This window comes from Pararobbsia alpina (assembly GCF_902859895.1).
Classification (GTDB): Bacteria; Pseudomonadota; Gammaproteobacteria; order Burkholderiales; family Burkholderiaceae; genus Pararobbsia; species Pararobbsia alpina.
On record NZ_CADIKM010000002.1, the window covers coordinates 287,877 to 308,910 of the forward strand.

Annotated in this window: 16 protein-coding genes and 1 pseudogene; 6 read left to right on the forward strand and 11 right to left on the reverse strand. The window is 63.8% G+C overall.

Annotated elements, in window-relative coordinates; genetic code table 11:
* Positions 1–13: 13 nt before the first annotated feature.
* The 4 genes and pseudogenes from yjfF to HV670_RS03405 all read right to left on the reverse strand — a co-directional run.
* A pseudogene (yjfF, locus tag HV670_RS30830) lies at positions 14–1,021 on the reverse strand (galactofuranose ABC transporter, permease protein YjfF); the annotation flags it as partial.
* A complete protein-coding gene (locus HV670_RS03395; RefSeq protein WP_175103222.1) occupies positions 1,018–2,070 on the reverse strand; it encodes an ABC transporter permease in 1,053 nt (350 codons plus the stop codon). The pseudogene yjfF and the gene HV670_RS03395, both read right to left, overlap by 4 nt.
* Entirely contained in the window at positions 2,067–3,626 is a 1,560-nt protein-coding gene (locus HV670_RS03400) for a sugar ABC transporter ATP-binding protein (protein ID WP_175103223.1), read from the reverse strand. Before HV670_RS03400 ends, HV670_RS03395 begins: the two co-directional genes overlap by 4 nt.
* 237 nt (positions 3,627–3,863) lie before the next feature.
* Positions 3,864–4,832, reverse strand: a complete 969-nt coding sequence (locus tag HV670_RS03405; protein ID WP_175103224.1) for an ABC transporter substrate-binding protein — start codon at positions 4,830–4,832, stop codon at positions 3,864–3,866.
* A 383-nt stretch (positions 4,833–5,215) separates the two neighbouring features.
* On the opposite strand from HV670_RS03405, the gene HV670_RS03410 reads away from it, so the two are divergent.
* The gene (locus HV670_RS03410) at positions 5,216–5,743 is read left to right on the forward strand and encodes a GNAT family N-acetyltransferase (protein WP_175103225.1); all 528 of its coding nucleotides are present in this window, start codon (positions 5,216–5,218) and stop codon (positions 5,741–5,743) included.
* A 139-nt stretch (positions 5,744–5,882) separates the two neighbouring features.
* Positions 5,883–6,341 (forward strand): Lrp/AsnC family transcriptional regulator, encoded by a 459-nt coding sequence (locus HV670_RS03415; RefSeq protein ID WP_175103226.1) that lies wholly within the window; start codon positions 5,883–5,885, stop codon positions 6,339–6,341.
* A 610-nt stretch (positions 6,342–6,951) separates the two neighbouring features.
* On the opposite strand, the gene HV670_RS03420 is transcribed toward HV670_RS03415, so the two are convergent.
* Positions 6,952–7,254, reverse strand: a complete 303-nt coding sequence (locus tag HV670_RS03420; RefSeq protein WP_175103227.1) for an H-NS histone family protein — start codon at positions 7,252–7,254, stop codon at positions 6,952–6,954.
* Positions 7,255–7,700: 446 nt separating this feature from the next.
* Complete coding sequence (locus HV670_RS03425; RefSeq protein WP_175103228.1) at positions 7,701–8,414, reverse strand: HugZ family pyridoxamine 5'-phosphate oxidase; 714 nt, start codon at positions 8,412–8,414, stop codon at positions 7,701–7,703.
* Between the two features lie 165 nt (positions 8,415–8,579).
* Here HV670_RS03425 and HV670_RS03430 point away from each other — a divergent pair, with 165 nt between their 5' ends.
* The gene (locus HV670_RS03430; RefSeq protein WP_246256949.1) at positions 8,580–9,788 is read left to right on the forward strand and encodes an MFS transporter; all 1,209 of its coding nucleotides are present in this window, start codon (positions 8,580–8,582) and stop codon (positions 9,786–9,788) included.
* A 102-nt stretch (positions 9,789–9,890) separates the two neighbouring features.
* On the opposite strand, the gene HV670_RS03435 is transcribed toward HV670_RS03430, so the two are convergent.
* The 3 genes from HV670_RS03435 to HV670_RS03445 form a co-directional block, all read right to left on the reverse strand.
* Positions 9,891–11,678 (reverse strand): putative bifunctional diguanylate cyclase/phosphodiesterase, encoded by a 1,788-nt coding sequence (locus HV670_RS03435; protein ID WP_175103229.1) that lies wholly within the window; start codon positions 11,676–11,678, stop codon positions 9,891–9,893.
* Positions 11,679–11,942: 264 nt separating this feature from the next.
* On the reverse strand, positions 11,943–13,088 hold the full coding sequence (locus HV670_RS03440) for a branched-chain amino acid ABC transporter substrate-binding protein (RefSeq protein ID WP_175103230.1): 1,146 nt from the start codon (positions 13,086–13,088) through the stop codon (positions 11,943–11,945).
* Positions 13,089–13,456: 368 nt separating this feature from the next.
* On the reverse strand, positions 13,457–14,440 hold the full coding sequence (locus tag HV670_RS03445; protein ID WP_175103231.1) for an AAA family ATPase: 984 nt from the start codon (positions 14,438–14,440) through the stop codon (positions 13,457–13,459).
* A 298-nt stretch (positions 14,441–14,738) separates the two neighbouring features.
* On the opposite strand from HV670_RS03445, the gene HV670_RS03450 reads away from it, so the two are divergent.
* The 3 genes from HV670_RS03450 (at position 14,739) to HV670_RS03460 (ending at position 18,508) form a co-directional block, all read left to right on the forward strand.
* Complete coding sequence (locus HV670_RS03450; protein ID WP_175103232.1) at positions 14,739–16,832, forward strand: putative bifunctional diguanylate cyclase/phosphodiesterase; 2,094 nt, start codon at positions 14,739–14,741, stop codon at positions 16,830–16,832.
* Between the two features lie 125 nt (positions 16,833–16,957).
* A complete protein-coding gene (locus HV670_RS03455; RefSeq protein WP_175103233.1) occupies positions 16,958–17,692 on the forward strand; it encodes a hypothetical protein in 735 nt (244 codons plus the stop codon).
* A 24-nt stretch (positions 17,693–17,716) separates the two neighbouring features.
* The gene (locus HV670_RS03460) at positions 17,717–18,508 is read left to right on the forward strand and encodes an endonuclease/exonuclease/phosphatase family protein (RefSeq protein ID WP_175103234.1); all 792 of its coding nucleotides are present in this window, start codon (positions 17,717–17,719) and stop codon (positions 18,506–18,508) included.
* A 47-nt stretch (positions 18,509–18,555) separates the two neighbouring features.
* Here HV670_RS03460 and HV670_RS03465 read toward each other — a convergent pair whose 3' ends face one another.
* Both HV670_RS03465 and HV670_RS32185 read right to left on the reverse strand, forming a co-directional pair.
* The gene (locus HV670_RS03465) at positions 18,556–20,511 is read right to left on the reverse strand and encodes an ATP-binding response regulator (protein WP_175103235.1); all 1,956 of its coding nucleotides are present in this window, start codon (positions 20,509–20,511) and stop codon (positions 18,556–18,558) included.
* Positions 20,508–20,951 (reverse strand): response regulator, encoded by a 444-nt coding sequence (locus HV670_RS32185; protein WP_425511379.1) that lies wholly within the window; start codon positions 20,949–20,951, stop codon positions 20,508–20,510. The genes HV670_RS03465 and HV670_RS32185 overlap by 4 nt, the downstream gene beginning before the upstream one ends.
* Positions 20,952–21,034: the final 83 nt, after the last annotated feature.

The window sequence follows — 21,034 nt, forward strand, 5'->3', positions numbered from 1 at the left end:
GTCCGCCTTGCGCGGTGCCACCCGTGCGGCGGTCGGCGCGCGCATGGCGTTCGATCACGCGCTGCAGCAGGCAGAAGATGCAGAGCAGCGCGCCGATGAAGATGCGTGTCCACCACGAACTCAGGGTGCCATCGAAGGTAATCAGCGTCTGGATCGTGCCGAGGATGCCCACGCCGAACAGCGTGCCGACCACATACCCGACCCCGCCGGTGAGCAGCGTGCCACCGATCACGCTGGCCGCGATCGCGTCGAGTTCCATGCCCTGTGCCTGCAATCCATAGCCGGACAGCACATAGAATGTGAAGGCGACGCCACCGAGCGCGGAGCAGAATCCCGACAAGGCGTAGACCCCGACCTTCGTCGAGGCGACCGGCAAGCCCATCAGCAAGGCCGAGCGTTCGTTGCCGCCGACCGCATAGACATTGCGGCCAAAGCGCGAGAAATGCGCGACATAGATGGCAACCAGCAGGGTCACGAGCGCGATCAGCACATTGGTGCTGACCGACGCGCCGCCGATGCCGACCGGCACGCGCAGGCCCGAGATGGCCTTGAAGGTGTCGTCCGTGATCGGAATCGAGTCGAGCGTGATCAGGAAGCACGCGCCGCGGGCCACGAACATGCCGGCGAGCGTGATCACGAAAGGCTGCAGCTTGAAGAAGTGGATCAGTGCGCCCTGCGCCGCGCCGAACGTCGTACCGATCAGCAGCACGAGAGGGACGATCACCCAGACGGGCCAGTGCCAGTGCTGTGCCATGACGGCCTCGGCAATCGTCGTGAAGGCGACGACCGAGCCGACCGAGAGGTCGATGCCGCCGAGCAGGATCACGAACGTGACGCCGATCGAGACGATCAGCAGAAAGGCGTTGTCGACGAGCAGATCGAGCAACACCTGCACTGAAAAAAAGCCGGTGTACATCACCGAGCCGAAGCCGAACAGCACAATGAACAGGACGATCGTGACGGTCAGCGGGAGGGTCCGCGGATCGATCAGCGGGGCCAGCATCGAACGGATCTTCATCATGCGATGCTCCGTTTGCCGAAGGCGCTCATCAGGTAGAAGCGCGCGATCGGCGACTGGATCACGCTGACCACGAGCACCACGGCGGCCTTGACGACCAGGTTCGCCTCGGGCGGCACGCCGATCGAATAGGTCGTGTAGGTCAGCGTCTGGATGATCAACGCGCCGAGCACGGTGCCCATCAGGCTGAAGCGCCCACCGAGCAGCGACGTGCCGCCGAGCGTGACCGCGAGGATCGCGTCGAGCTCGAGCAGCAGGCCCGCATTGTTGCCGTCCGCGCTGCGCACGTTCGAGCTGATCAGCACGCCGGCGAGCGAGGCGGTCAGCCCCGAGAACACATAGACGAGGAACACGATTGCCTTCATGCGCAGGCCGACGAAGCGGGTCGCCGTCGGGTTCACGCCGATCGCGCGAATGAACAGGCCGAGTGCGGTCCCTTCCATCAGCGCGAAGGTGCCGATCACGACGACCACCGCGACCCAGACCGAAAACGGTATCCCGAGCAGATAGCCGCCGCCGAGGAACAGATAGGCCGGCGTGCCGATCGGGATGATCTGGCCGGCGGTCAGCAATTGCGCGACGCCGCGGCCGGCCACCATGAGGATCAGGGTCGCGATGATCGGCTGCATGCCGACGAGCGAGACGAGCGTGCCGTTCCAGATGCCGCTGAGGAGGCCCACGCCGAGCGCGGCCAGCACCGCAACCGCGACGGGGTAGCCGTGCGAACTCGCGCTCGGAGCGAGCAGCGTGGCGGCCATCGCACCCGCGATCGCGACGACCGCGCCGACCGAGATGTCGATCCCGCGCGTGGCGATGACGAGCGTCATGCCGAGCGAGACGAGCGTGAGCGGCGCGGCGCGATTCAGGATGTCGATCGGCGCGCCGAACATATGGCCATTGAGCATGCGGATGCCGAGAAAACCCGGATGAAAGCCGAGGTTCAGCGCGATCAACAGCACGAGCGTCAGCGCGGGCCAGATCAGGGCGCTCTTGAAAATCTTGCGCAAGCTCGCGGCCGGATGAGCGGGAGAGGATGAATCGCCGGTCGTCATTCAGAGGCTCCCGAGATCAGTCGATAGATGTTCTCGTCGGTCGCCTCGCGGCCGCTGAGCTCGGCGATCTTGCTGCGATCGCGCAGCACCGCGACACGGTGGCTCACGCGTGTGACTTCGCTGACTTCCGACGAGATGAACAGGATGCCGAGACCTTTCGCGCAGAGCGCGAGCATCTGGTCCATGATTTCGAACTTGGCCGCGACGTCGATGCCGCGCGTCGGTTCGTCGAGGATCAGCAGTTGCGGCTCGGTCGCCAACCAGCGCGCGAGCAGCACCTTCTGCTGGTTGCCGCCCGAGAGCAGACCGATGGGCTGCTCGGCGTCGGAGGCCTTGATGCCGAGCCGCTTGATATAGTCGTCGGCGATCGCGCGCTGCTGCTTGCGGCGGATGAAACGGCGCCAGCCGAGCTTGGCCTGCAGCGCGAGCACGATGTTCTCGCGAATCGACAGTTCGGCGACGATACCCTCGCGCTTGCGGTCTTCGGGGCAATAGCCGATGCCCTGGCCGACCGCGTCGTGCGGAGAGCGCAGTTTGAAAGGGGCCCCATCGAAGGCGACATCGCCTGTATCGGAGCGGTCGACGCCGAACAGCAGGCGTGCCGTCTCCGTGCGGCCCGAGCCCAGCAGACCGGCAAGCCCGAGGATCTCGCCGCGGCGGATTTCGATATCGACCGGCTGCATCTGACCGCGCCGGCCGAGGCCGCGCATTTCGACGAAGGGCGGTAACGGCGTGCCGCTCGCTGCCTCCCTTCTGTCGAGTTGTTCCGCGAGCTGGGCCGCGGTCTCCTCGAGTCGCTTGCCGATGCCTTCATGGCCGACCATCTTGGCGACGAGCTGAGCGGGAGGCAGGTCGCGCGGCAGGTATTCGCCGACGCGTTCGCCGTTGCGCATGACCGTGATGCGATCGGAGATCGCATAGGTCTGCTCGAGAAAGTGCGTGACGAACAGGATCGCGATGCGGCTCCGCTTGAGCTGGCGCAGCACCGCGAACAGCCGCGCGACTTCGTCCTCGTCGAGGCTCGAGGTCGGTTCGTCGAGGATCAGCACGCGCGCGTCGACGCTGAGCGCGCGGGCGATTGCGACCATTTGCTGAATCGCGATCGGATAGTAGTCGAGCGCCTTGCTGACATCGAGCGCGATATTGAGCCGCGCGAGCGCGGCCTGTGCGCCTTCGCGCATCGCGGCCCAGTCGATCTTGCCTTGGCGCATCGGCTGGCGCCCCGCATAGATGTTCTCGGCGACCGAGAGATTCGTGCAGAGGTTGACTTCCTGATACAGCGTGCGAACGCCGTACGATTCGGCTTGCTTGGGCGAGGCGAAGCGCACCGGCTCGCCTTCAAGCAGGATCTCGCCGTTGTCGGGTGCAAACACGCCGGTCAGTACATTGATCAGGGTCGACTTGCCCGCGCCGTTCTGGCCCATCAGGGTGTGGACTTCACCGGGTAGTAGTCGGAAGTCGACCTGCTTGAGCGCATGGACGCCGGTAAAGCGCTTGTCGATCCCCGTCATCTGCAAGATCGGCGCGGCGTCGGAGTGCGTGTGGTCTGGGTTCATGGTCCGAACGGATAGGACACCGTGAGGCGCGACCCCCTTGGGTAAGTCACCCTGCACGATGCGTTTTGCGGGACCGCGGAGCGGACCGGCAAAACGCAGGGTGTGAAGCGTATGCGTGACACTGACAATTCAGTGCAGGGAGATGGGCGGGTGCCGCCGATATCAGCCGGCGCATCCGGCACCCCGCCAGCCGGCACGAATCGTCCGTGGTCACCCGTAGTCGCTGCTAGTCGTCGCTCAGTACTTGCGCGTCGGCATGATCTTCGCGGCGTCGGCCTGCAGGAACACCGTTTCGTCGGTCTTGATCCAGCGCGGCAGCGTCTTGCCGGCGGCGAGGTCCTTGGAGGCCTGCATCAACTGCGGTCCGAGCAGCGGGCTGCATTCGACGTCGACATTGATCTTGCCGTCGACCATCGCCTGGAAGCCACCCTTGGTCGCGTCGAACGAGACCACCTTGATGTCCTTGCCCGGATGCATGCCGGCTTCTTCCATGGCCTGGATCGCACCGAGCGCCATGTCGTCGTTATGCGCGTAGACCACATTGATCTTGTTGCCGTAGGTCTTCGCGAACGCTTCCATGACCTGCTTGCCGCCGGCGAGCGTGAAGTCGCCTGATTGCGAAGCGATGATCTTGAACTTCGGATCGTTCTTGATGACTTCGATGAGACCGGCATGGCGGTCATTGGCCGGCGCGGAACCGACGGTGCCCTGGAGTTCGACGATATTGATCGGGCCCTTGTCGTCCTTGTAGGTTTCCTCAAGCCACTTACCGCCGCGACGCCCTTCCTCGAGGAAATCCGAACCGATCATCGTCACGTAGAGCGAGGTGTCCTTGGTATCGATATTGCGGTCGGTCAGGATCACGGGGATCTTTGCGGCCTTGGCTTCCTGGAGAATCGGCTCCCAGCCGGACTCGACGACCGGCGAGAACGCAATGACATCGACCTTTTGCGCGATATACGAACGGATCGCCTTGATCTGGTTTTCCTGCTTTTGCTGCGCGTCGGCAAACTTGAGATTGACACCGGCCGCGGGCGCGGCGCTCTTGACCGATTCGGTGTTGGCGGTGCGCCATGCGCTTTCCGCGCCGACTTGCGAGAATCCGAGGGTGATCAGCTTGTCGGCGGCGTGCGCGCCGAAACTTGCCGAAACCATCAATGCAGCAGCTACGAGGGCTCGCAGGCCGCGCCCCTTGACATCAACCATGTCTGTCTCCTGAATGCGTTTTTTTCGTGATGGACCGGACACCGATGTATCCGACTCCCTTTTGAGCCTAGCAACCGCATCCGGCAAGCGTCCAATCTCATTTATCCGCATATCCATATCGAAAGCGATATGAGATGGGCGCAGAGGCGCGCCGCGGCGGGTGCTTCGCGCGTCGGCCGCGGCATGACACCCGGCCGTGCGTGCGGGAAGTCCCTGATGGCTGCGCAAGCGCCGTTAGCGTGCGCACGCGTACATACGTCGGATGCCGCCTTCCCTATGCTGCATCAATTAAGAACAACATCGCTGCCGGATATCTCCCAGGCAGCCAGCCGTGTGGTAGGGGCGTCGACCGATATGCAGGACGCCACGAGGGTAAGACCGCTATGAACTGGACGTGTAAGACATTCAATGAGTTGTCCTCGACCGAGCTCTATCAGATTCTGCGCGCACGGAGTGCGGTGTTCGTGGTCGAGCAATCGTGTGTACGACTCGACATCGATGGAAAGGACGAGCGCGCGGTGCATCTGTTCGCACACGAAGACGGCCCCATGCCGATTGCCGCGTATGCGCGGCTGAGCATCGGCGAAGACGACGAACCCGAGGTATGGGTCGACCGGCTCTTCACGAATGCGCAACGGCGCGGCGACGGTACCGCTGAAACGCTGCTCGAACACGTGCAGCACGAAGTCGCGAGGCGCTGGCCGGAGCATCGGGTCAGGCTCAGCGCACCGACATTTCTCAAAGCATTTTACGAACAGTTCCGTTTCAAAAAAATCGACGGCCCCTATCTCGATCACGGTATCCCGCATATCGGCATGAGCTGGCGTGCGCCGGTCAACGTCGAAGTGGCGGTGCCCACGCGCGCCGGCCGCGTATTGCGGCGTGCGCCGAGCAGCATGGGGATGTTGTAAGCTTTCTGTCGGCCGGAGAGGGGCAGGCAGACCAAGCACGTGAAGGTTTGAAATAGGTGTCCTCACTCAAGCCTTACGCGTTGCTTTCTATTTGGTGCCGACCTAGTATTTTGAGAAAAACCACCTACTTGGAGGCATCTTGGCACTCGACGCGTTTTCGCAGAGAATCCTGCGCCTCTTGCAGCTCGACGCCCGCCGTTCCGTGCAGGAAATTTCGGATCAGGTCGGCCTGTCGAGCACGCCGTGCTGGCGTCGTATCAAAGACATGGAGCAGTCGGGGGTCATACAGCGCTATACCGCGCTGCTCGATCGGGAAAAGCTCGGCCTGCATATCTGCGCGCTCGCGCATATCCATTTGATCCGCCATACCGAGGGCGGCACCGAGGCGTTCGAGCGCGAGATCGCGGCTTATCCGGAAGTGACCGAGTGCTATAGCACGACTGGCGAAGCCGACTATATCCTCAAGATTGTCGCAACCGATATCAAGGCTTACGACACGTTTCTGCACGAACGCATTTTCAAGATTCCGGCAGTCGCCCAGGTCAGAACGAGCGTCGTACTTCGTGAGATCAAGTTCGATACGCAACTGCCGCTCTGATCGGGCGGTAGGGCGAAATCTGAACGAGCATTGCGAAGCCCAGGCATCCGAGATCGGGGCTGGCGAATGCGCATTCGCATCTTCCCTATGCGAACCACCCATACTGGCCGATATTTTGGATCGCGGTTGCTCGACCCCGCAGCGCGACGTCTATTGCGCCTTTACCGGTGCGTGCAATCGCTCACGATTCTGAATTCGCGAGAGGTGTTGCGCGCGGGCTTGAAGATCGTCCGGCATTTTGTCTAACCCCCATCATGGATTCGAGCGCGAGTGAATCGTGCACATTACTTTCGCGTGCAATAATCTGTAAGACAACTTCGGGAGCGCGAGGCTCGGGACTGAAGTTGATAGTCAATTATTCCGATAATTCCGCAGGCTTAATCTGACGCCAAGTAGGATTTGACCGGCTGTTCATGCCGGAAGGCCCGTCGGTCTTGTTTACGAAAAAAACGCCGCCCTGATCGCGTTTAGCGACGAGGTTGGCGTTTCATGCAAGACGTTCCGGGCGCGAGCGCTTGCAGCCGGAGGCTTGCAAATCGCTACATCAGACCGATCAATTGAAGCTGAGCGATCGGACTAAAGCACGCGCCTGACTCTTCTGAATCGACGCTTACTTTTGTATCAGGAACTGGTCACGGTTCTGACCGGCGATCCACTTCGGCGGCTTGCCGCGACCCGACCACGTGCTGCCGCTGTTCGGGTCCCGGTATTTAGGGGCAACACCCGCGCGGGCGCGTACCTTGCCGAGCTTGCCGCGACCTGATGCAATGCCAAGGTCGGCGAGCGTGACACCGTAATCGGCCATTTTCTGCTTGATGTCATCCACCACGGCCGTGAACTCGCGTTCCTTGGCTTCTTCGATCTGCTTTTCCAGCTTCTCGCGTTGCGCGAGCAGTTCCTTGTATGAAGACATTGCGATTTCCTTTTTGTGTTTGGGTCCAACCAAGCCGCGGTGAATGGCCGCTCGCAGTCACCAGTGATAATTTTGGCTAGTTCGGATAATACATGAGCATTTCTGGGAATGGAAAGGAATCCGTTGCATTCACCCCTTAACGATTATTAAGCTTTTTGCTCAATCATCGGAAGAATTTACGATGACCGGCATGATCGACGCTGCTGGGAACGTGCCTGACTGATTCGCTCATACGTATGCAACAGCCGCAGAATGGCACGGCGAGTCTACGGCCTGCCTAGTCAAGCAGCTGATTGAGCGCATGCGCGGGTGAATCCAAATCGCCGAATGGCTATCGTATGAAGATTGGTCGTGAAGCTTTCAATTTCACTAACAAAAACTGAAATAATTGTCTCGATTATTGTATGAGCGATTGATGCAAATGCGACGTTCTGTCGCACCCTCCGTCATCGCACTGCGGGCAATCCCCGAGCTATCGTCTCGATTGCCAGGTCAACTGCTGTGTCGAATGGGATATCGCTTGCGGCGGTATTTGTACCGGATGCCACATTCGAGGCTGCATTGGCTATCAGAAAACGATGACGGACCCCGGCTATTTCGTAGTCGATGCCGCGCCGGTCGATGCCGAGTACCCGGACGGTATCCGGAAGCGCGCGACGCGCATTATCGAGGCGTGTCGTTTCCTCTGTCTCGTCGAGCGGTGCGCTCATATTGAGCTCCTGCGCATCGACCCAGCCCATCGCGCCGAAGCCGCCGATATGGCGAAGCCGCACCGGCACCAGGGTGAAGAACGAAAAGTCGCCGAGCGCCAGATATCGTTCCGCATCCGGGTGATAGCGCAGATAGCGCCGCGCGGGCGAACCCGGATCACCGCCTGCGTTTTCGCTCGGCACCACGCGCCCGGTCAGGGTCGTGCGGGGAGCGGACAACACGTCGGTCGACTGCGCGTCGAACAGCAGGAAGCCGGCATGAGCATCGGCCAGGAGGTTGCGCGTGTGTTCCGCGAGCCGGCTCACGAGGAACACGGGCCGGTGGTGCGCATCGGGTGCGAACGGCATCACAGTCGGATATGGGCAGCCGTCGTCGCGCGAGCGCGTCGCGAGCGTGCCGAAGCGCAGGGTATGAAGCAAATGGAGCGGTTCGTCGAGGGCAATATTCACGTCGGTTCCTGCCGTGGCATTTTGGGCATCCAGCGTAACAAAGCACGCCGCAGTGTGCCCCAACCGAATGGGCTCCGTTAGAATGGGCGCCCGAGCGCGGCCGTCGGAGTCTTCGCGGCGACCTGCCCTCCCGTGTTCAACACCGCTACCCGAGCCCACCTGCCCGTGTCCGAACGCCCTCGCCCCGACTCCGCTTCCCCCTCGTCCCCTTCCACTGCCGCCGCGGTCCGCGCGCGCATCGCGACCATGGGCCTGTTCTTTACCGCCGGCTGGGTGTTCGCATCGTGGGGCGTGCATGTGCCCACGATCAAGGAAAAATTCGGACTCAACGACGCGCAACTATCGATCGCGCTGTTCGCGGTCGCTGGCGGGTCGATTGCCTCGATGCCGGTCGTCGGCAAATGGGCCGCCCGCGTGGGTACCCGCACGGCCTGCACGATCGGCGGCATCGGCGCCTGCCTGATCACTTCGCTGATCCTGCTGATGCCCTGGTACTGGCCGGTGGTCGTCTTGCTCGCGCTGTACGGCGGCCTTGGTGCTGCGCTCGACGTCTCGATGAATACCGAAGCAGCCGATGTCGAAGCGGCGATCGGCCGGCCCATCGTGTCTTCACTGCACGGCATGTTCAGCGTCGGCGGGCTCGCGGGCGCCGCGGCCGGCGGGCTCGCCTTGTCAAGCGGGATGCGGCCGGACGTGCATTTCGCGCTCGCCAGTGCGATCGGCGCCTTGATCATCGTCGCCTCGCGTCCCTTTCTGCTTCCGCATACGCCGCCCGCACTGATCGACGCCGCAGGCCGTGCCCACCAGCAGCATTTGCGCCGTGGCCTGTTCGCCCTCGGCGTGCTGGCCCTCGTCGCGCTGATCGCCGAAGGCGCGATGTACGACTGGTCGACTGTCTATATGCGCGATGTGGTCCATGCGAGTACCGGGGCTGCGAGCGCCGCCTATGCGACGTTCTCGGGCGGCATGGCACTTGGGCGGTTCTCGGGCGACTTCGTGCGAGCGCATGTCGATGACGGGCGCCTCATGGTCGGCAGCGGGATCCTGGCGAGCGCCGGGATGCTGCTCGGGCTGCTCGTGCCCTCGCCGCTTGTTGCGCTGCTCGGTTTTGCACTGATGGGTCTCGGCCTGTCGAACATGATGCCGGTCATGTTTCTCGCGGCGGCACGCGTGCCGGGGCTGCATGCGGCCGAAGGCGTGGCGGGCGTGGCCGCAACGGCCTACGTCGGGCTGCTGATCGGCCCGGTGTTGATCGGCATGACCGCTCATGCGACCACTCTGCCGATTGGCATGTCGGTCGTGATCGCGTGCGCGCTGCTCGTGGCCGTCGCAAGTCCATGGGTCCTGCGGCCGGCACGGCTGGTCGTGACCTAGCGCGCCGCGACAAGCCACTGGCCGCGCCCGGTGCGCGCCTGCTGTTCAGCCGCCTACGCACCTTGCGGAGTACAGGCCGGCGTGCTTGCCTGAGCGCCCCGCCTACTCGCCCGACTCGATCGTGACCCTGCCGCCATTGGGCGTGGTGAGGCGCTCGCTGATCTGGCGGGCGTCGAGTGGCGAGGCGACCAGGAAACCCTGGATCGCATCGCAGTCGACCATCCGCAGGAAGTCGAACTGCTCGCGCGTCTCGACGCCTTCGGCGATGCAGCGCAAGCCGAGCGCGCTGCTCATGGCGACGATCGCCTCGGCGATCGACATTGCATCGGGGTCGTCGGGCACGCGACGGATGAACGACTGGTCGATCTTGAGCGTCGAAATTGGAAAACGAAGCAGATAGGAAAGCGACGCATAACCCGTCCCGAAATCATCGATGGCGAGTTCGATGCCCATGGCGCGCAGTCGCGCGATATTGCGCGCGAGCGTGGTCGAGTCCTGCAGCAGGAGGCTCTCGGTGAGTTCGAATTCCAGCCGGCGCGGCAATACCCCCGTTGCTTCAAGCGCGCGTTCGACGGTATTGGCGAGATCGGACCACAAAAGCTGGCGTGCCGACACGTTCAGCGCGACCCGCAGCGGCAGCCGCATCACGTCGCCCGGATGGAGCGCCGCTGATTGGGCGGCCTGGATCGCCTGCCATTCGGCGGCCTGGGCGAAGACCGCGCGCATCGCCCATTCGCCGATCGGCACGATCAGGCCCGAATCCTCCGCAAGCGGAATGAACTCGCTCGGCGCGATCTCGCCGAGTTCCGGTGAATGCCAGCGCAGCAGCGCCTCGACACCGGTCATCTCGAGTGAACGCAGGTCGATGACCGGCTGGTAGAGGAGGCTGAGCTCATTGCGGTCGAGCGCCTGGCGCAGGCACGCGTCGAGCCGTGCGCGTCGCTCGAGATGGGCGTTCATCGCAGGGTTGAAGACTTCCACCTGCCGCCTGCCGTGCTCCTTGGCGCGGTACATCGCCGTGTCGGCATGCCGCAGCAGGGTCGCGGTATCGGTGCCGTGCTCGGGGGCGAGCGCGATGCCGATCGACGCGCCGATGCTCAGGAGCAGCGAATCGATCTCGCAGGGCTCGCCGGCGGCTTCGATCAGGCGCTGGGCCAGCGCAAGCGCGGTGGCGGCGTCGTCGAGCAGCACGAGGAATTCGTCACCGCCCCAGCGCGCAAGCTGTCCGCTCGAGCCGACAATCTTCTCGAAGCGCCGCGCGAGATGCTGGAGCAGGCTGTCGCCAAGGGTGTGCCCTAGCGAGTCATTGATTGCCTTGAAGCGGTCGAGATCGATATAGAGCAGCGCAAACTGTCCGCCGCGGCGCGTCACGCGCAGCAGGGCCGTGTTCATCCTCTCTTCGAACGCGCCGCGATTGAGCAGCCCCGTCAGCGAATCGTGCGTGGCGAGGTAACGCACCCGGCGCCGGGCCTCGCGGACCTCGGTCACGTCCTCGAACGAGATCATCACGCTGTGCGGCGAGGCCGCGCCGTCCGCGCTGAGCGGCTGGCACGTCACGACGAGCCAGCGCACGCTGTGGTCGCGCGCGTTGACGAGCCCGAGGATCTGGTCGCGCACGCGCTCGCCCGTGCGCAGCGCGCGGTTGTCCGGCCAGTCGCGCCGGGGCATCCGGCGGCCCTGGTCGTTGAGGAGCGTCTTGATGATCGGCGGCAACGCCGCATCGAGCAGCGCGCCTCGCGTCGTGCCGAGAATGCGCGCGGCCGCCTCGTTCGCGTAGATGATCTTGCCGTTCGCAAGCCGCAGCAGAACGCCTTCGGCGAGCGCCTCCACCAACCCAAGCAAGGGAGTCACGTATTCGGCTTCGATCTGTCGCACATGCTGCGCTTGCATGGTGACTCCGGATGGCAATCGTTTTCGGGCGGCTGCGCGGCGTAGCCTGCGTTGCGGCGCCGACGTTCGCGGGCGGCTGCGGCTGGGTAATCGGCGCGCGACATGGACCCGCTCCCTCGATCTTGGAAGCCGTGCGGGGCGGTTGACTGTGCGCCGGAGCGCTTAGCGCCGACAAAAAAAAGCGCGCAAGGAGAGAACCTTGCGCGCTTTTCGCCGCGCCCGTCGGCCGGGATTCACCCGGAAGACGGACCTCGGTCGGTCTTCTTACATCTTGACGACGTCGAGCAGCATCTTCTTGCCGCCCTTGTAGTCATACAGCGAAATCACCGGCGCCTTCAGGTCGCCGTGTGAGTCGAACTGCGTCTGGCCGATCACGCCCTTGTAGTCGGTTGCCGGCATCGCGGCGAGGATCTTTGCCGGATCGGTCGAATTGGCACGCTTCATCGCGTCGACGATGATGTACACCGCGTCATACGTGAACGGGGCGTAGATCTGGATCGATTGATTGAAACGCTTTTGAAACTTGGCCCCGAATGCCGCGCCGCCGACCATCTTCTCGAGTGCCATGCCGGCCTGCGAGCAGATCACGTTGTCTGCCGCGTCGCCTGCGAGCTTCGCCAAGTCTTCGGTACATACGCCGTCGCCGGCCAGCACCTTCGCGTTGATCGCGAGCTGCTTGGCCTGCTTGGCGAACGGACCGCCGGTCGCATCCATGCCGCCGTACATGATTGCATCGGGTTTCTCGCCTTTGATCTTCGTCAAAATCGCGCGGAAGTCGACTGCCTTGTCGTTGGTCGCATCGTGCGACACCACGTTCAGGCCGAGCGCTTTCGCGGTCTTTTCGAATTCATTTGCGAGACCTTCGCCGTACGCGGTGGCATCGTCGACGATCGCGACGCTCTTGATCTTCATGGTCTTGGCTGCGTAGTTCGCGAGCGCCGGACCTTGCTGCGCATCGGTCGCGACGACGCGATACGTCGTCTTGAAGCCTTGTTGCGTGTACGTCGGGTTGGTAGCGGACGGTGAGATCTGGACGATGCCCGCATCGCTGTAGATCTTCGAAGCCGGGATCGACGTACCCGAGTTCAAGTGACCGACCACGCCGACCACCTTGTCGTCGACGAGACGCTGGGCCACCTGGGTTGCCTGGCGCGGGTCGGCCGCATCATCCTGCGCGTCAAGCTGCAGCGTGATCTTCTGACCATTGATCGTCAGGCCCTTGGCATTGATTTCCTCGATGGCGAGGCGTGCGCCGTTTTCATTGTCCTTGCCCAAGTGGGCGATACCGCCCGTCAGCGGAGCGACGTGACCGATCTTGACGACTTCATCGGCCGAGGCACTCGTTGCGAGCGTGGCATAGAGAACCGCCGCCGCGGCGATCGGCAACACTGTTTGCAGCTTGCGCTTCATATGAGTCTCCAGTTCAGGTCGAAAATCTGCCGCATCCGTCTGGTGTCATGCAAGAGCCTGACGTTCTCCCCCGCGACGGTGCGCAGCATGCATCGCAATGCATGGGTCAAGCCCCGCTTTCCCTTGGTGTATGGCGCCGGGGCCCTGCGGAACTTGCGCCTGAGTGTAGTGCCTTTCAAAAAGTTTTTGTGTTGGTTTTTCGAACAGTGTGTGACTTGACGGGCCCCCGCAACGCTATTAAGCGCGTTATCGAGCCCTCATTGGGGGAAGTACGGATTTTCCCTGCTATCTGAAGTCTGAATTTGTACAAAGCGTGCGGCGTCTCGCCTAAAGAATGTCGCGCGAGCGAATGCAAATACTGGCGTGCGTCAGAACCCGATCGCCCGGCGCTTCGCAAGCCGGTCGAGCGCGATATCTTCAACGCCGACGACGTCGCGTCCGGCAAGCCGCGCATTGCCGAACCCATGCAGCACGGCCCGGCGCATTTCACGAGGCTTCAGCGCGGCGAGGCGCTCGAGCGGCGAGGGGTCGAGCTGTTCGGGAAAACGCGCCCCCCATGCATGGGTGCCGCGGATCTCGGTATAGATCGTTTGTGCGATACGCAGCGCGCCCTCATGGTCTGGCGCCGGAATCTCATAGACATTCATCCGGTTCAGGATCGGCTCGGGAATCTCGCGCGCATCGTTGGCGGTCGCGATCCAGACCACGCTCGCGGCATCGATCGGCACCTCGGCGAACTCGTCGGTGAAACTGGACGCGGTCTCATGTTCGAGCAAGGCGTAGAGCGCGCCGAGTGGATCGTAGTTCGCGTCGCCGCTCGCCTTGTCGATCTCGTCGATGATGATCACGGGATTCGCATAGCTGCCGTGCACGAGCGCGTCGAAGACCTTGCCCGGCTTCGCGTTCTTCCATTGCGACGACGCCCCCGAGAGGATCCAGCCCGCCGTCAGCGAGCTCATCGCGACATAGTGGCTGGTCGTGCCGAGCAGCCGCGCGAGATGTTTGGCGAAGTGGGTCTTGCCGATGCCGGGTTCGCCGAGCAGCAGCATCGGCACGAGTTCGAGACGGTCATCCGTCTCGCTGCACAGGGCAATCTGGCGGCGAACGTCCTCGAGCGGTTCGCAGAAGTTCGGCAAGTCTTCGGTGATCCGGTCGAATGCCGGCATCCTGTTCGGCTTGACACAGAAGCGCAGTCCGCCGGTGCGCAGCATCTTCTCGTAGGTCGCGCGCAGCGCGTCGTTCGCGTTGTCGCCGAGTTCGCCGAGCGCCGCTTCGATGGCGCCGACATCGTAGACCTTTTTGAAGGCCGCGACCGCCAGTTCCTGCCTGACCACTGCTGTCGACGTTGTCATGACGATCTCCCCACGCGATTGACGCGCTTGTCCATTCAAGTGTATCGATGGACATGATTCGCGCAAGCTAGCAATGCCAGCCTCCTGCTGCTAATTCCGCTGCCGGTCCCCGCTTCCAGCACCGCTTCTAGTCCCGCCTCTAGTCTCGCTTCCAGTCCCTCAGCAAAACGCGCCCCTCGTCCGGCTCTCTTCCCAGCTCGCCGTCACGCGCGAGTCGGCCCGTCTAAAGTCTCCCCCCAGCCTGCCGTTAACGCGAGGATCTGGGACTGCGCGCGGTGCGTGTTCCGCCGAACTGCCTATGAACAGCACCTACAATCTTCCGCTGGTCCTGATGTCGCTGCTGGTCGCCGTGCTCGCCTCGTTCGCCACGCTCGAGCTGGCCGGGCGTCTCGCGAGCCCGGCACACGATGGGCGGCGCTCGCGCTGGCTGTTCGGGGGGGCCTTGTCGATGGGGGTGGGCATCTGGTCGATGCACTTCATCGGCATGCTCGCTTTCGAACTGCCGATCAAGGTGGGCTACAGCCTCAGGATCACGCTTGCGTCGCTGCTGGTTTCGATCGCCGTCTCCTATCTCGCACTGCGTATCGTGTCCGTCTCGCGGCTCTCGATCAGGCGCCTGATCCTCGGCGGCATTTTGATGGGTCTGGGCATTTCGGCGATGCACTACATCGGCATGGAGGCGATGCTGATGTCGCCGTCGATCGACTACGACGCCGCGCGAGTCGCGCTCTCCGTGCTCGTTGCGATCGGCGCCTCGCTGGCGGCGCTGACGATCGCACACCGCCTGCGCAGGCAGGACACGGCCCGGGTGCTCTACAAGCGCCTGGGTGCATCCGCGCTGATGGGCGCGGCAATCTGCGGGATGCACTACATCGGCATGTCGGCCGCCTTGTTTCCGGCCGACTCGGTCTGCGGCGCGCTCGACGATCTCAACGGCAACTGGCTGACCATCACCGTCGCGACCCTGACGATTGCCATGCTCTCGATCACGCTGATTCTTTGCGCGGCGGAACGGCACTTCCAGAGCAAGACGGAGCAGATGTCGACTTCGCTGACCCTGCTCAATCGCCAGTTGCTGCGCCTGGCCACGGTCGACACCCTGACCGAACTGCCGAATCGTGCGACGCTCGTGCAGCGCGTGGCGCGCGCGATCACGCGCTCGAAACGCACCGGCGTGCCGTTCGCGGTGCTGTTCATGGACCTCGATGGCTTCAAGACGATCAACGATTCGCTCGGCCATTCCGTCGGCGACGGCGTGCTCCAGGCCTTCGCCCAGCGGCTGCGGCAGGCCGTGCGCCGACACGGAACGATCGCACGGATCGGCGGCGACGAATTCGTGGTGGTGATCGAGAATCTCGACACGCCGCAGGATGCCTCCGTGATCGCCTCGCTGATCCTCAGCCACATGGAAGAGGATCTCGTCGTCGACGGCGTGCCGCTGCAGGTCACGCCGAGCATCGGCATCGCGATGTATCCACGTGACGGCATGACGGTCGACGAGCTGCTCAAGAACGCCGATGCCGCGATGTACGGGGCGAAGGAGAACGGGCGCAATACGTTTCGCATCTTCGAGCCGGAGATGACCCGCATTGCGATGCGCGCGCTCAGTATCCAGCGCGGCCTCCAGGAAGCGCTTGCGCAAGGCCATCTGTCGCTGAATTTCCAGCCCAAGTTCAAGGGGAGCATCGAGAAGCTCGTCGGCGCCGAGGCGCTGATCCGCTGGAACGATCCGAAGCTCGGTACGATCGCGCCGCTCGAGTTCATTCCCGTGGCGGAACGGTCGGGTCAGATTCTACAGATTGGCTATTGGGTGGTTTCCGAGACATGCCGCCAGCTCGTTGAATGGGAGAAGGACGGGCTGCCGCCGACCAAGGTGGCGATCAACCTGTCGCCGCACCAGTTGCGCCAGCGCGACCTGGTCGCACGTATGCGCGCGATCGTCGACGAAGCCGGCATTGCGCCGCAGCGGATCATGTTCGAGATCACCGAGTCCGTCGCGATGCAGGACGCTGAAAAGACCGTAGCGATGATCCGCGAATTTCATTCGCATGGTTTCGAGATCGCGATCGACGATTTCGGTACGGGCTACTCGAGCCTCGCCTATCTCCAGCAGTTCCGCGTCAAGCAGCTCAAGATCGACCGCTTCTTCACCGATGGTCTCGACAAGCACGGGGACGAGGCCTACGCGATCGTCTCGGCGATCATCGCGCTGGCCCACTCGCTGGACATGGACGTCGTCGCCGAAGGCGTCGAAACCCAGACCCAGCTGGAAAAGCTCAACAGCCTGCTGTGCGATCAGGTGCAGGGTTTCCTGCTCGCACGGCCGTTGACGTCGGAAGCTTTCGGCGCATTGCTGCGCGGCCGCCAGTCCGCAGTGGGTACGCCCGCTTGAGCGCTCCTGTCTGAGCGCGGCACGACCCACCGGCGACAGTTTCTGCAACGAATGGTTACCGGTCTTGAGCGTGGCCCCAGTCGATCGCGTTACTATGCAGCGTCATCCCCTGGCTGGAGGCTTCCATGAAGGTGCCGTTGCGTCGAGTGCCTGCGCTGCTCTTCGCACTATCATGCGTGATGGCCGGCCACGCGCATGCACAGGTCTCGACTCCCCTCGTCCATTGGCAGCTCGAAGTGATCCAGAACGGCGAAACGGTCGATACGTTCAAGGCCGATACCCCGCTCGAACAGACCCAGACCGAGACGCGTGAGCACGAGGCGACCCACGTGGTCGGCTGCGCTCAAATGCCGGCGGCACATATCGTGCTGACTCGCAGCATTGCCGTGACGCCCTCGACGAGTGACGAACGCGGTGTGAGTTTCATGATCGATGCGACCGAGATGCTCGAGGACGCGGCCGCACAGCGCACGGGCGAAGGCTGCACGCTGCCGCCACAGCCGCGCGTCGTCCATGCGACTCATCCCGCATTGATGGTGAGTGCCTCGGGTTGGACCGACTGGCCGGTCGTCGCACATGATCCCGTGCTGACCTATCGCCTGCAGGCGACGGTCGACCCGTCCGCGACACCAAAATCCCAGGGGACGGTGCCGGCGAGCGGCCCCGCGGCTTCTGCCGGCAATGCAGCTGTCGCCGCGGGCACGATCTCCGGCGCCGCATCAGCGGCCCACCCGGCCGCCACGCCGACCATCACCCCGACCATCACCCCGGCCACCGCCCCGTCCGCCACGCCGGCCACCGACGCGCCGGGAGCGGGCGTGCCCGACGTGACGGTACCTGACGACAACACCTCTCACTAGCTGGAGCGCCTGACTCGCCTGCGCATGAGAAATTCCGACGATCCGATGCTGTTCGGCCGCAACGAGTTCCTCGCGGTCAGCTGGAACCTGCACAAGGGGCGCACGCCGCTCGGCATGCAGGCCTTCAATGGGATGCGCGACTGGATTCGCTCCGTTGGCGCAGACGCCTATTTTCTCCAGGAGGCCATGGCGCGCCGCGTGCCGCTCGCGGCGAGCGCGATCCGCTTCGGCGAGGCGATGGACGCGCTGCCCGCCGACCTCTGGGATTGCCAGGCGACGGAAATCGCCAAGTCGCTGAAGCTCGAACTCGCACTCGGACAGAATGTGTTCCGGCCGTCATGGCGGCACGGCAACGCCATCCTGTCGCCGCACCCGCTCGATCTCGGGGGGCGCTGGGACATCTCGGCGCACCGCTTCGAGCGGCGCGGGCTGCTCGTTGCGCGGGTCAAGTTCCATGGCCTCGACGTGAACCTGCTCTGCGCGCACCTGGCGCTCACGCGCACGGCGCGTCTGCGCCAGATGACGTGGATCGCTCACTGGATCGAGCGTGATGCGCCGAGCGGTCCGCTCGTGCTCGCCGGAGATTTCAACGACTGGAAGAACGACTCGGTGCCGCTGTTCGGCGCGCTCGGCTTGACCGAGGTGGCCACTGCGCTCGGCAGGCCCGGCAAGACCTTTCCCGCGTTCTCGCCGACGCTCGCGCTCGACAAGATGTTCGTGCGGGGTTTCGCGCCGGTCGATCTGATCGAGCCCGACCGCCGCACGGCGTGGTTATCGGACCACCTGCCCTATGTCGCTCGTCTGAGGCCCGCCTGAATCGCGCGCGGCCGCCGCGTCACCGCGCGGGCCATCGCGCATACCGCTTACCCTGCGGTGCCGTTGTGGCCCTGCAGCGGGGCAAGATTGCGCGGCAGGCCGGGTGCACCGGATTTCGCGATCAGGCGTTCGATATCGTCGAACGACACGGGCTTCACGAAATGATGGTCAAAACCCGCCTCGTGCGAACGTTGCCGGTCGCTCGCCTGGCCATAGCCGGTCAGCGCGATCAACAGTGCGCCAACGGTGTCCGCGCGTTCACGCATCGTACGCGCGATCTGGAAACCGTCCATGCCGGGCAGGCCGATATCGAGGATCACGACTTCTGGTGCGAATACGCCGGCCGCCTCGAGGGCGGCGAAGCCGTTGTGTGCAACATGGACCTCATGCCCAAGCGTTTCGAGCAGCAGTGACATGGCCGAGGCCGCATCGACACTATCGTCGACCAGCAAGACCCGGCGCGTCTGGACTTCATCAGCCACGACAACTTCCTTTGTAAGGGGCGTACGGCTCGCAGGCGCGAGGCTCTGCGGCCATATCGCAATGAATTCGCTGCCCTGACCGATGCCCGCCGAATGGGCCTCGATCCGGCCGCCATGCAGTTCGACGAGGGCACGGGCGAGTGACAGCCCGATGCCGAGGCCGCCCTCCGCGCGCTCGAGCGAGTTCTCCGATTGCACGAACAGTTCGAAGATATGCGGGAGGATGTCGGCGTCGATGCCGATGCCGTTGTCGCGCACATGAATCGCGATTTCACCGGCGCCGAGTTCGGCCGACAACACGATCGTACCCCCGTCGGGGGTGTACTTCGATGCATTGGAGAGCAGGTTGCCGATCACCTGCGCGATACGCACCGAATCGCCGAGCAGCGTCGAAGGGGTGGAGGGCAATTCGACGCGCAGGGTGTGATGCTTCTTGTCGAGCGCCGGCCGCACCGTCTCGATCGCGGTCGAGATGGCGGTCGCGAGGTCCACGATCTCGTACTTGAGCGTGATTTTACCCTGCGTGATCCGCGAGACGTCGAGCAGGTCGTCGACTAGCCTGCTCAGATGGGTGACCTGGCGCGAGACGATCATGCGCGCGGCGTCGAGCATCGCGGCGGGCAGGGATTTGCGCGGGTCCATGATCTCGACCGCATGACGGATCGGCGCGAGGGGATTGCGCAGTTCGTGCGCGAGCATCGCGAGAAACTGGTCCTTGCGGCGATCGGCTTCGCGCAGCAAGAGCTCGCCGGTCTTGCGGCCGGTAATGTCGGTCGTGATGCCCGCGAGCCGGTAGGTGCGCCCCGTTGCATCCGGCACCGGGAACGCGCGTTCGCGGACCCAGCGGACCGTATCGTCGGGCCGCACGATCCGGTATTCCTCTTCATAGCGCCCTTCGCGCCGCAACACCTCGTAGGCACTTGCGATACGCGTACGGTCCTCGGGATGCACGCCTACCGTCCAATGATCCGCGCCGCGTTCGAACGGCGCCAGCTCACGCCCCCAGAGCGTCCGATATGCCGGGCTCACATAGAGCAGGACGTCGTTCGCGGGATCGAACATCCAGAACACATCGTCGATATTCTCGGCAAGCTCGCGGAAACGTTCCTCGCTCTCGCGCAGCGCGCTTTCGGCGCGGCGCAGGCGTAGCAGCGCACGCACGTTCGCGATCAGTTCGGCCGGTTCGATCGGCTCGGTCAGGTAGCTATCGGCACCGCCGTCGAGCGCGCGCACCTTGTCGATCGTGTGGACCGCCGCCGCCGAGGTCTGCAGGACGAGCGTGGCGGCCGTCAGCGGATCGAGCTTGATGCGCCGACAGACTTCGAGGCCGTTGATGTCGGGCAGCTTGACGTCGAGCAGCACGAGATCGGGGCTGTGTTCGCGGACTTTCTCGAGCGCGACGTTGCCGGTCGCGGCCTCGATCACATCGAAGCCCGCGCGCGCGAGCATGCGCGTCTTCGCATAGCGTGCGCCGTCGTTGTCGTCCACATTGAGGATCAGGGCATGCGTGGGCGTCGTCATGGGCCGGCCCCGCGCTGCGCGGGCAGCATGCCTTCGCCGTCCCCGGCGGCCCTGCTGCCCGCTTCGCTGCTTGTGTTGCGGTCGGTCTTCGCGGGCGGGATCGCGAGCCGGTTGAGCGCGGCGACCAGCACGTCGCGCGAGAGCGGCTTGATGAAATACGCGTCGGCCCCGAGCGCATGACCCTTGCGCGGGTCTTCGGCTTCGCTCGCGACAATGACCGGAATCGCATGGGTGCGCGACGCGGCCTTGGTTTGCGCGAGCCACAGCCAGCTGTCTTCTCCACCGAGCAGGATGTCGAGCACGACCGCGCCCGGCATGATCCTGTCGAGCACCGTCGCCGCATGGCGCAGGTTCCCGACCGATATCGGCTGGTAGCGCGTATTGCGCAGATAGCCTTCGTAGACGAGCCGCACCTGTGGCTCGTCCTCGATGACGAGCACGGGTATGCGGTCCGCGTCGAGACGATCGAGGTTCGCGAGATCGAATTCGCCCCCGTGCGCATCGGCATAGCGGCAGGGGATCG

Coding starts and splice junctions, on each gene's coding strand:
- HV670_RS03455 (WP_175103233.1), top strand. CDS start 16,958: ATGAAGGTGCCGTTGCGTCGAGTGCCTGCGCTGCTCTTCGCACTATCA.
- HV670_RS03445 (WP_175103231.1), bottom strand. CDS start 14,440: ATGACAACGTCGACAGCAGTGGTCAGGCAGGAACTGGCGGTCGCGGCC.
- HV670_RS03395 (WP_175103222.1), bottom strand. CDS start 2,070: ATGACGACCGGCGATTCATCCTCTCCCGCTCATCCGGCCGCGAGCTTG.
- HV670_RS03405 (WP_175103224.1), bottom strand. CDS start 4,832: ATGGTTGATGTCAAGGGGCGCGGCCTGCGAGCCCTCGTAGCTGCTGCA.
- HV670_RS03460 (WP_175103234.1), top strand. CDS start 17,717: ATGAGAAATTCCGACGATCCGATGCTGTTCGGCCGCAACGAGTTCCTC.
- HV670_RS03435 (WP_175103229.1), bottom strand. CDS start 11,678: ATGCAAGCGCAGCATGTGCGACAGATCGAAGCCGAATACGTGACTCCC.
- HV670_RS03410 (WP_175103225.1), top strand. CDS start 5,216: ATGAACTGGACGTGTAAGACATTCAATGAGTTGTCCTCGACCGAGCTC.
- HV670_RS03450 (WP_175103232.1), top strand. CDS start 14,739: ATGAACAGCACCTACAATCTTCCGCTGGTCCTGATGTCGCTGCTGGTC.
- HV670_RS03400 (WP_175103223.1), bottom strand. CDS start 3,626: ATGAACCCAGACCACACGCACTCCGACGCCGCGCCGATCTTGCAGATG.
- HV670_RS03420 (WP_175103227.1), bottom strand. CDS start 7,254: ATGTCTTCATACAAGGAACTGCTCGCGCAACGCGAGAAGCTGGAAAAG.
- HV670_RS03440 (WP_175103230.1), bottom strand. CDS start 13,088: ATGAAGCGCAAGCTGCAAACAGTGTTGCCGATCGCCGCGGCGGCGGTT.
- HV670_RS03465 (WP_175103235.1), bottom strand. CDS start 20,511: ATGACGACGCCCACGCATGCCCTGATCCTCAATGTGGACGACAACGAC.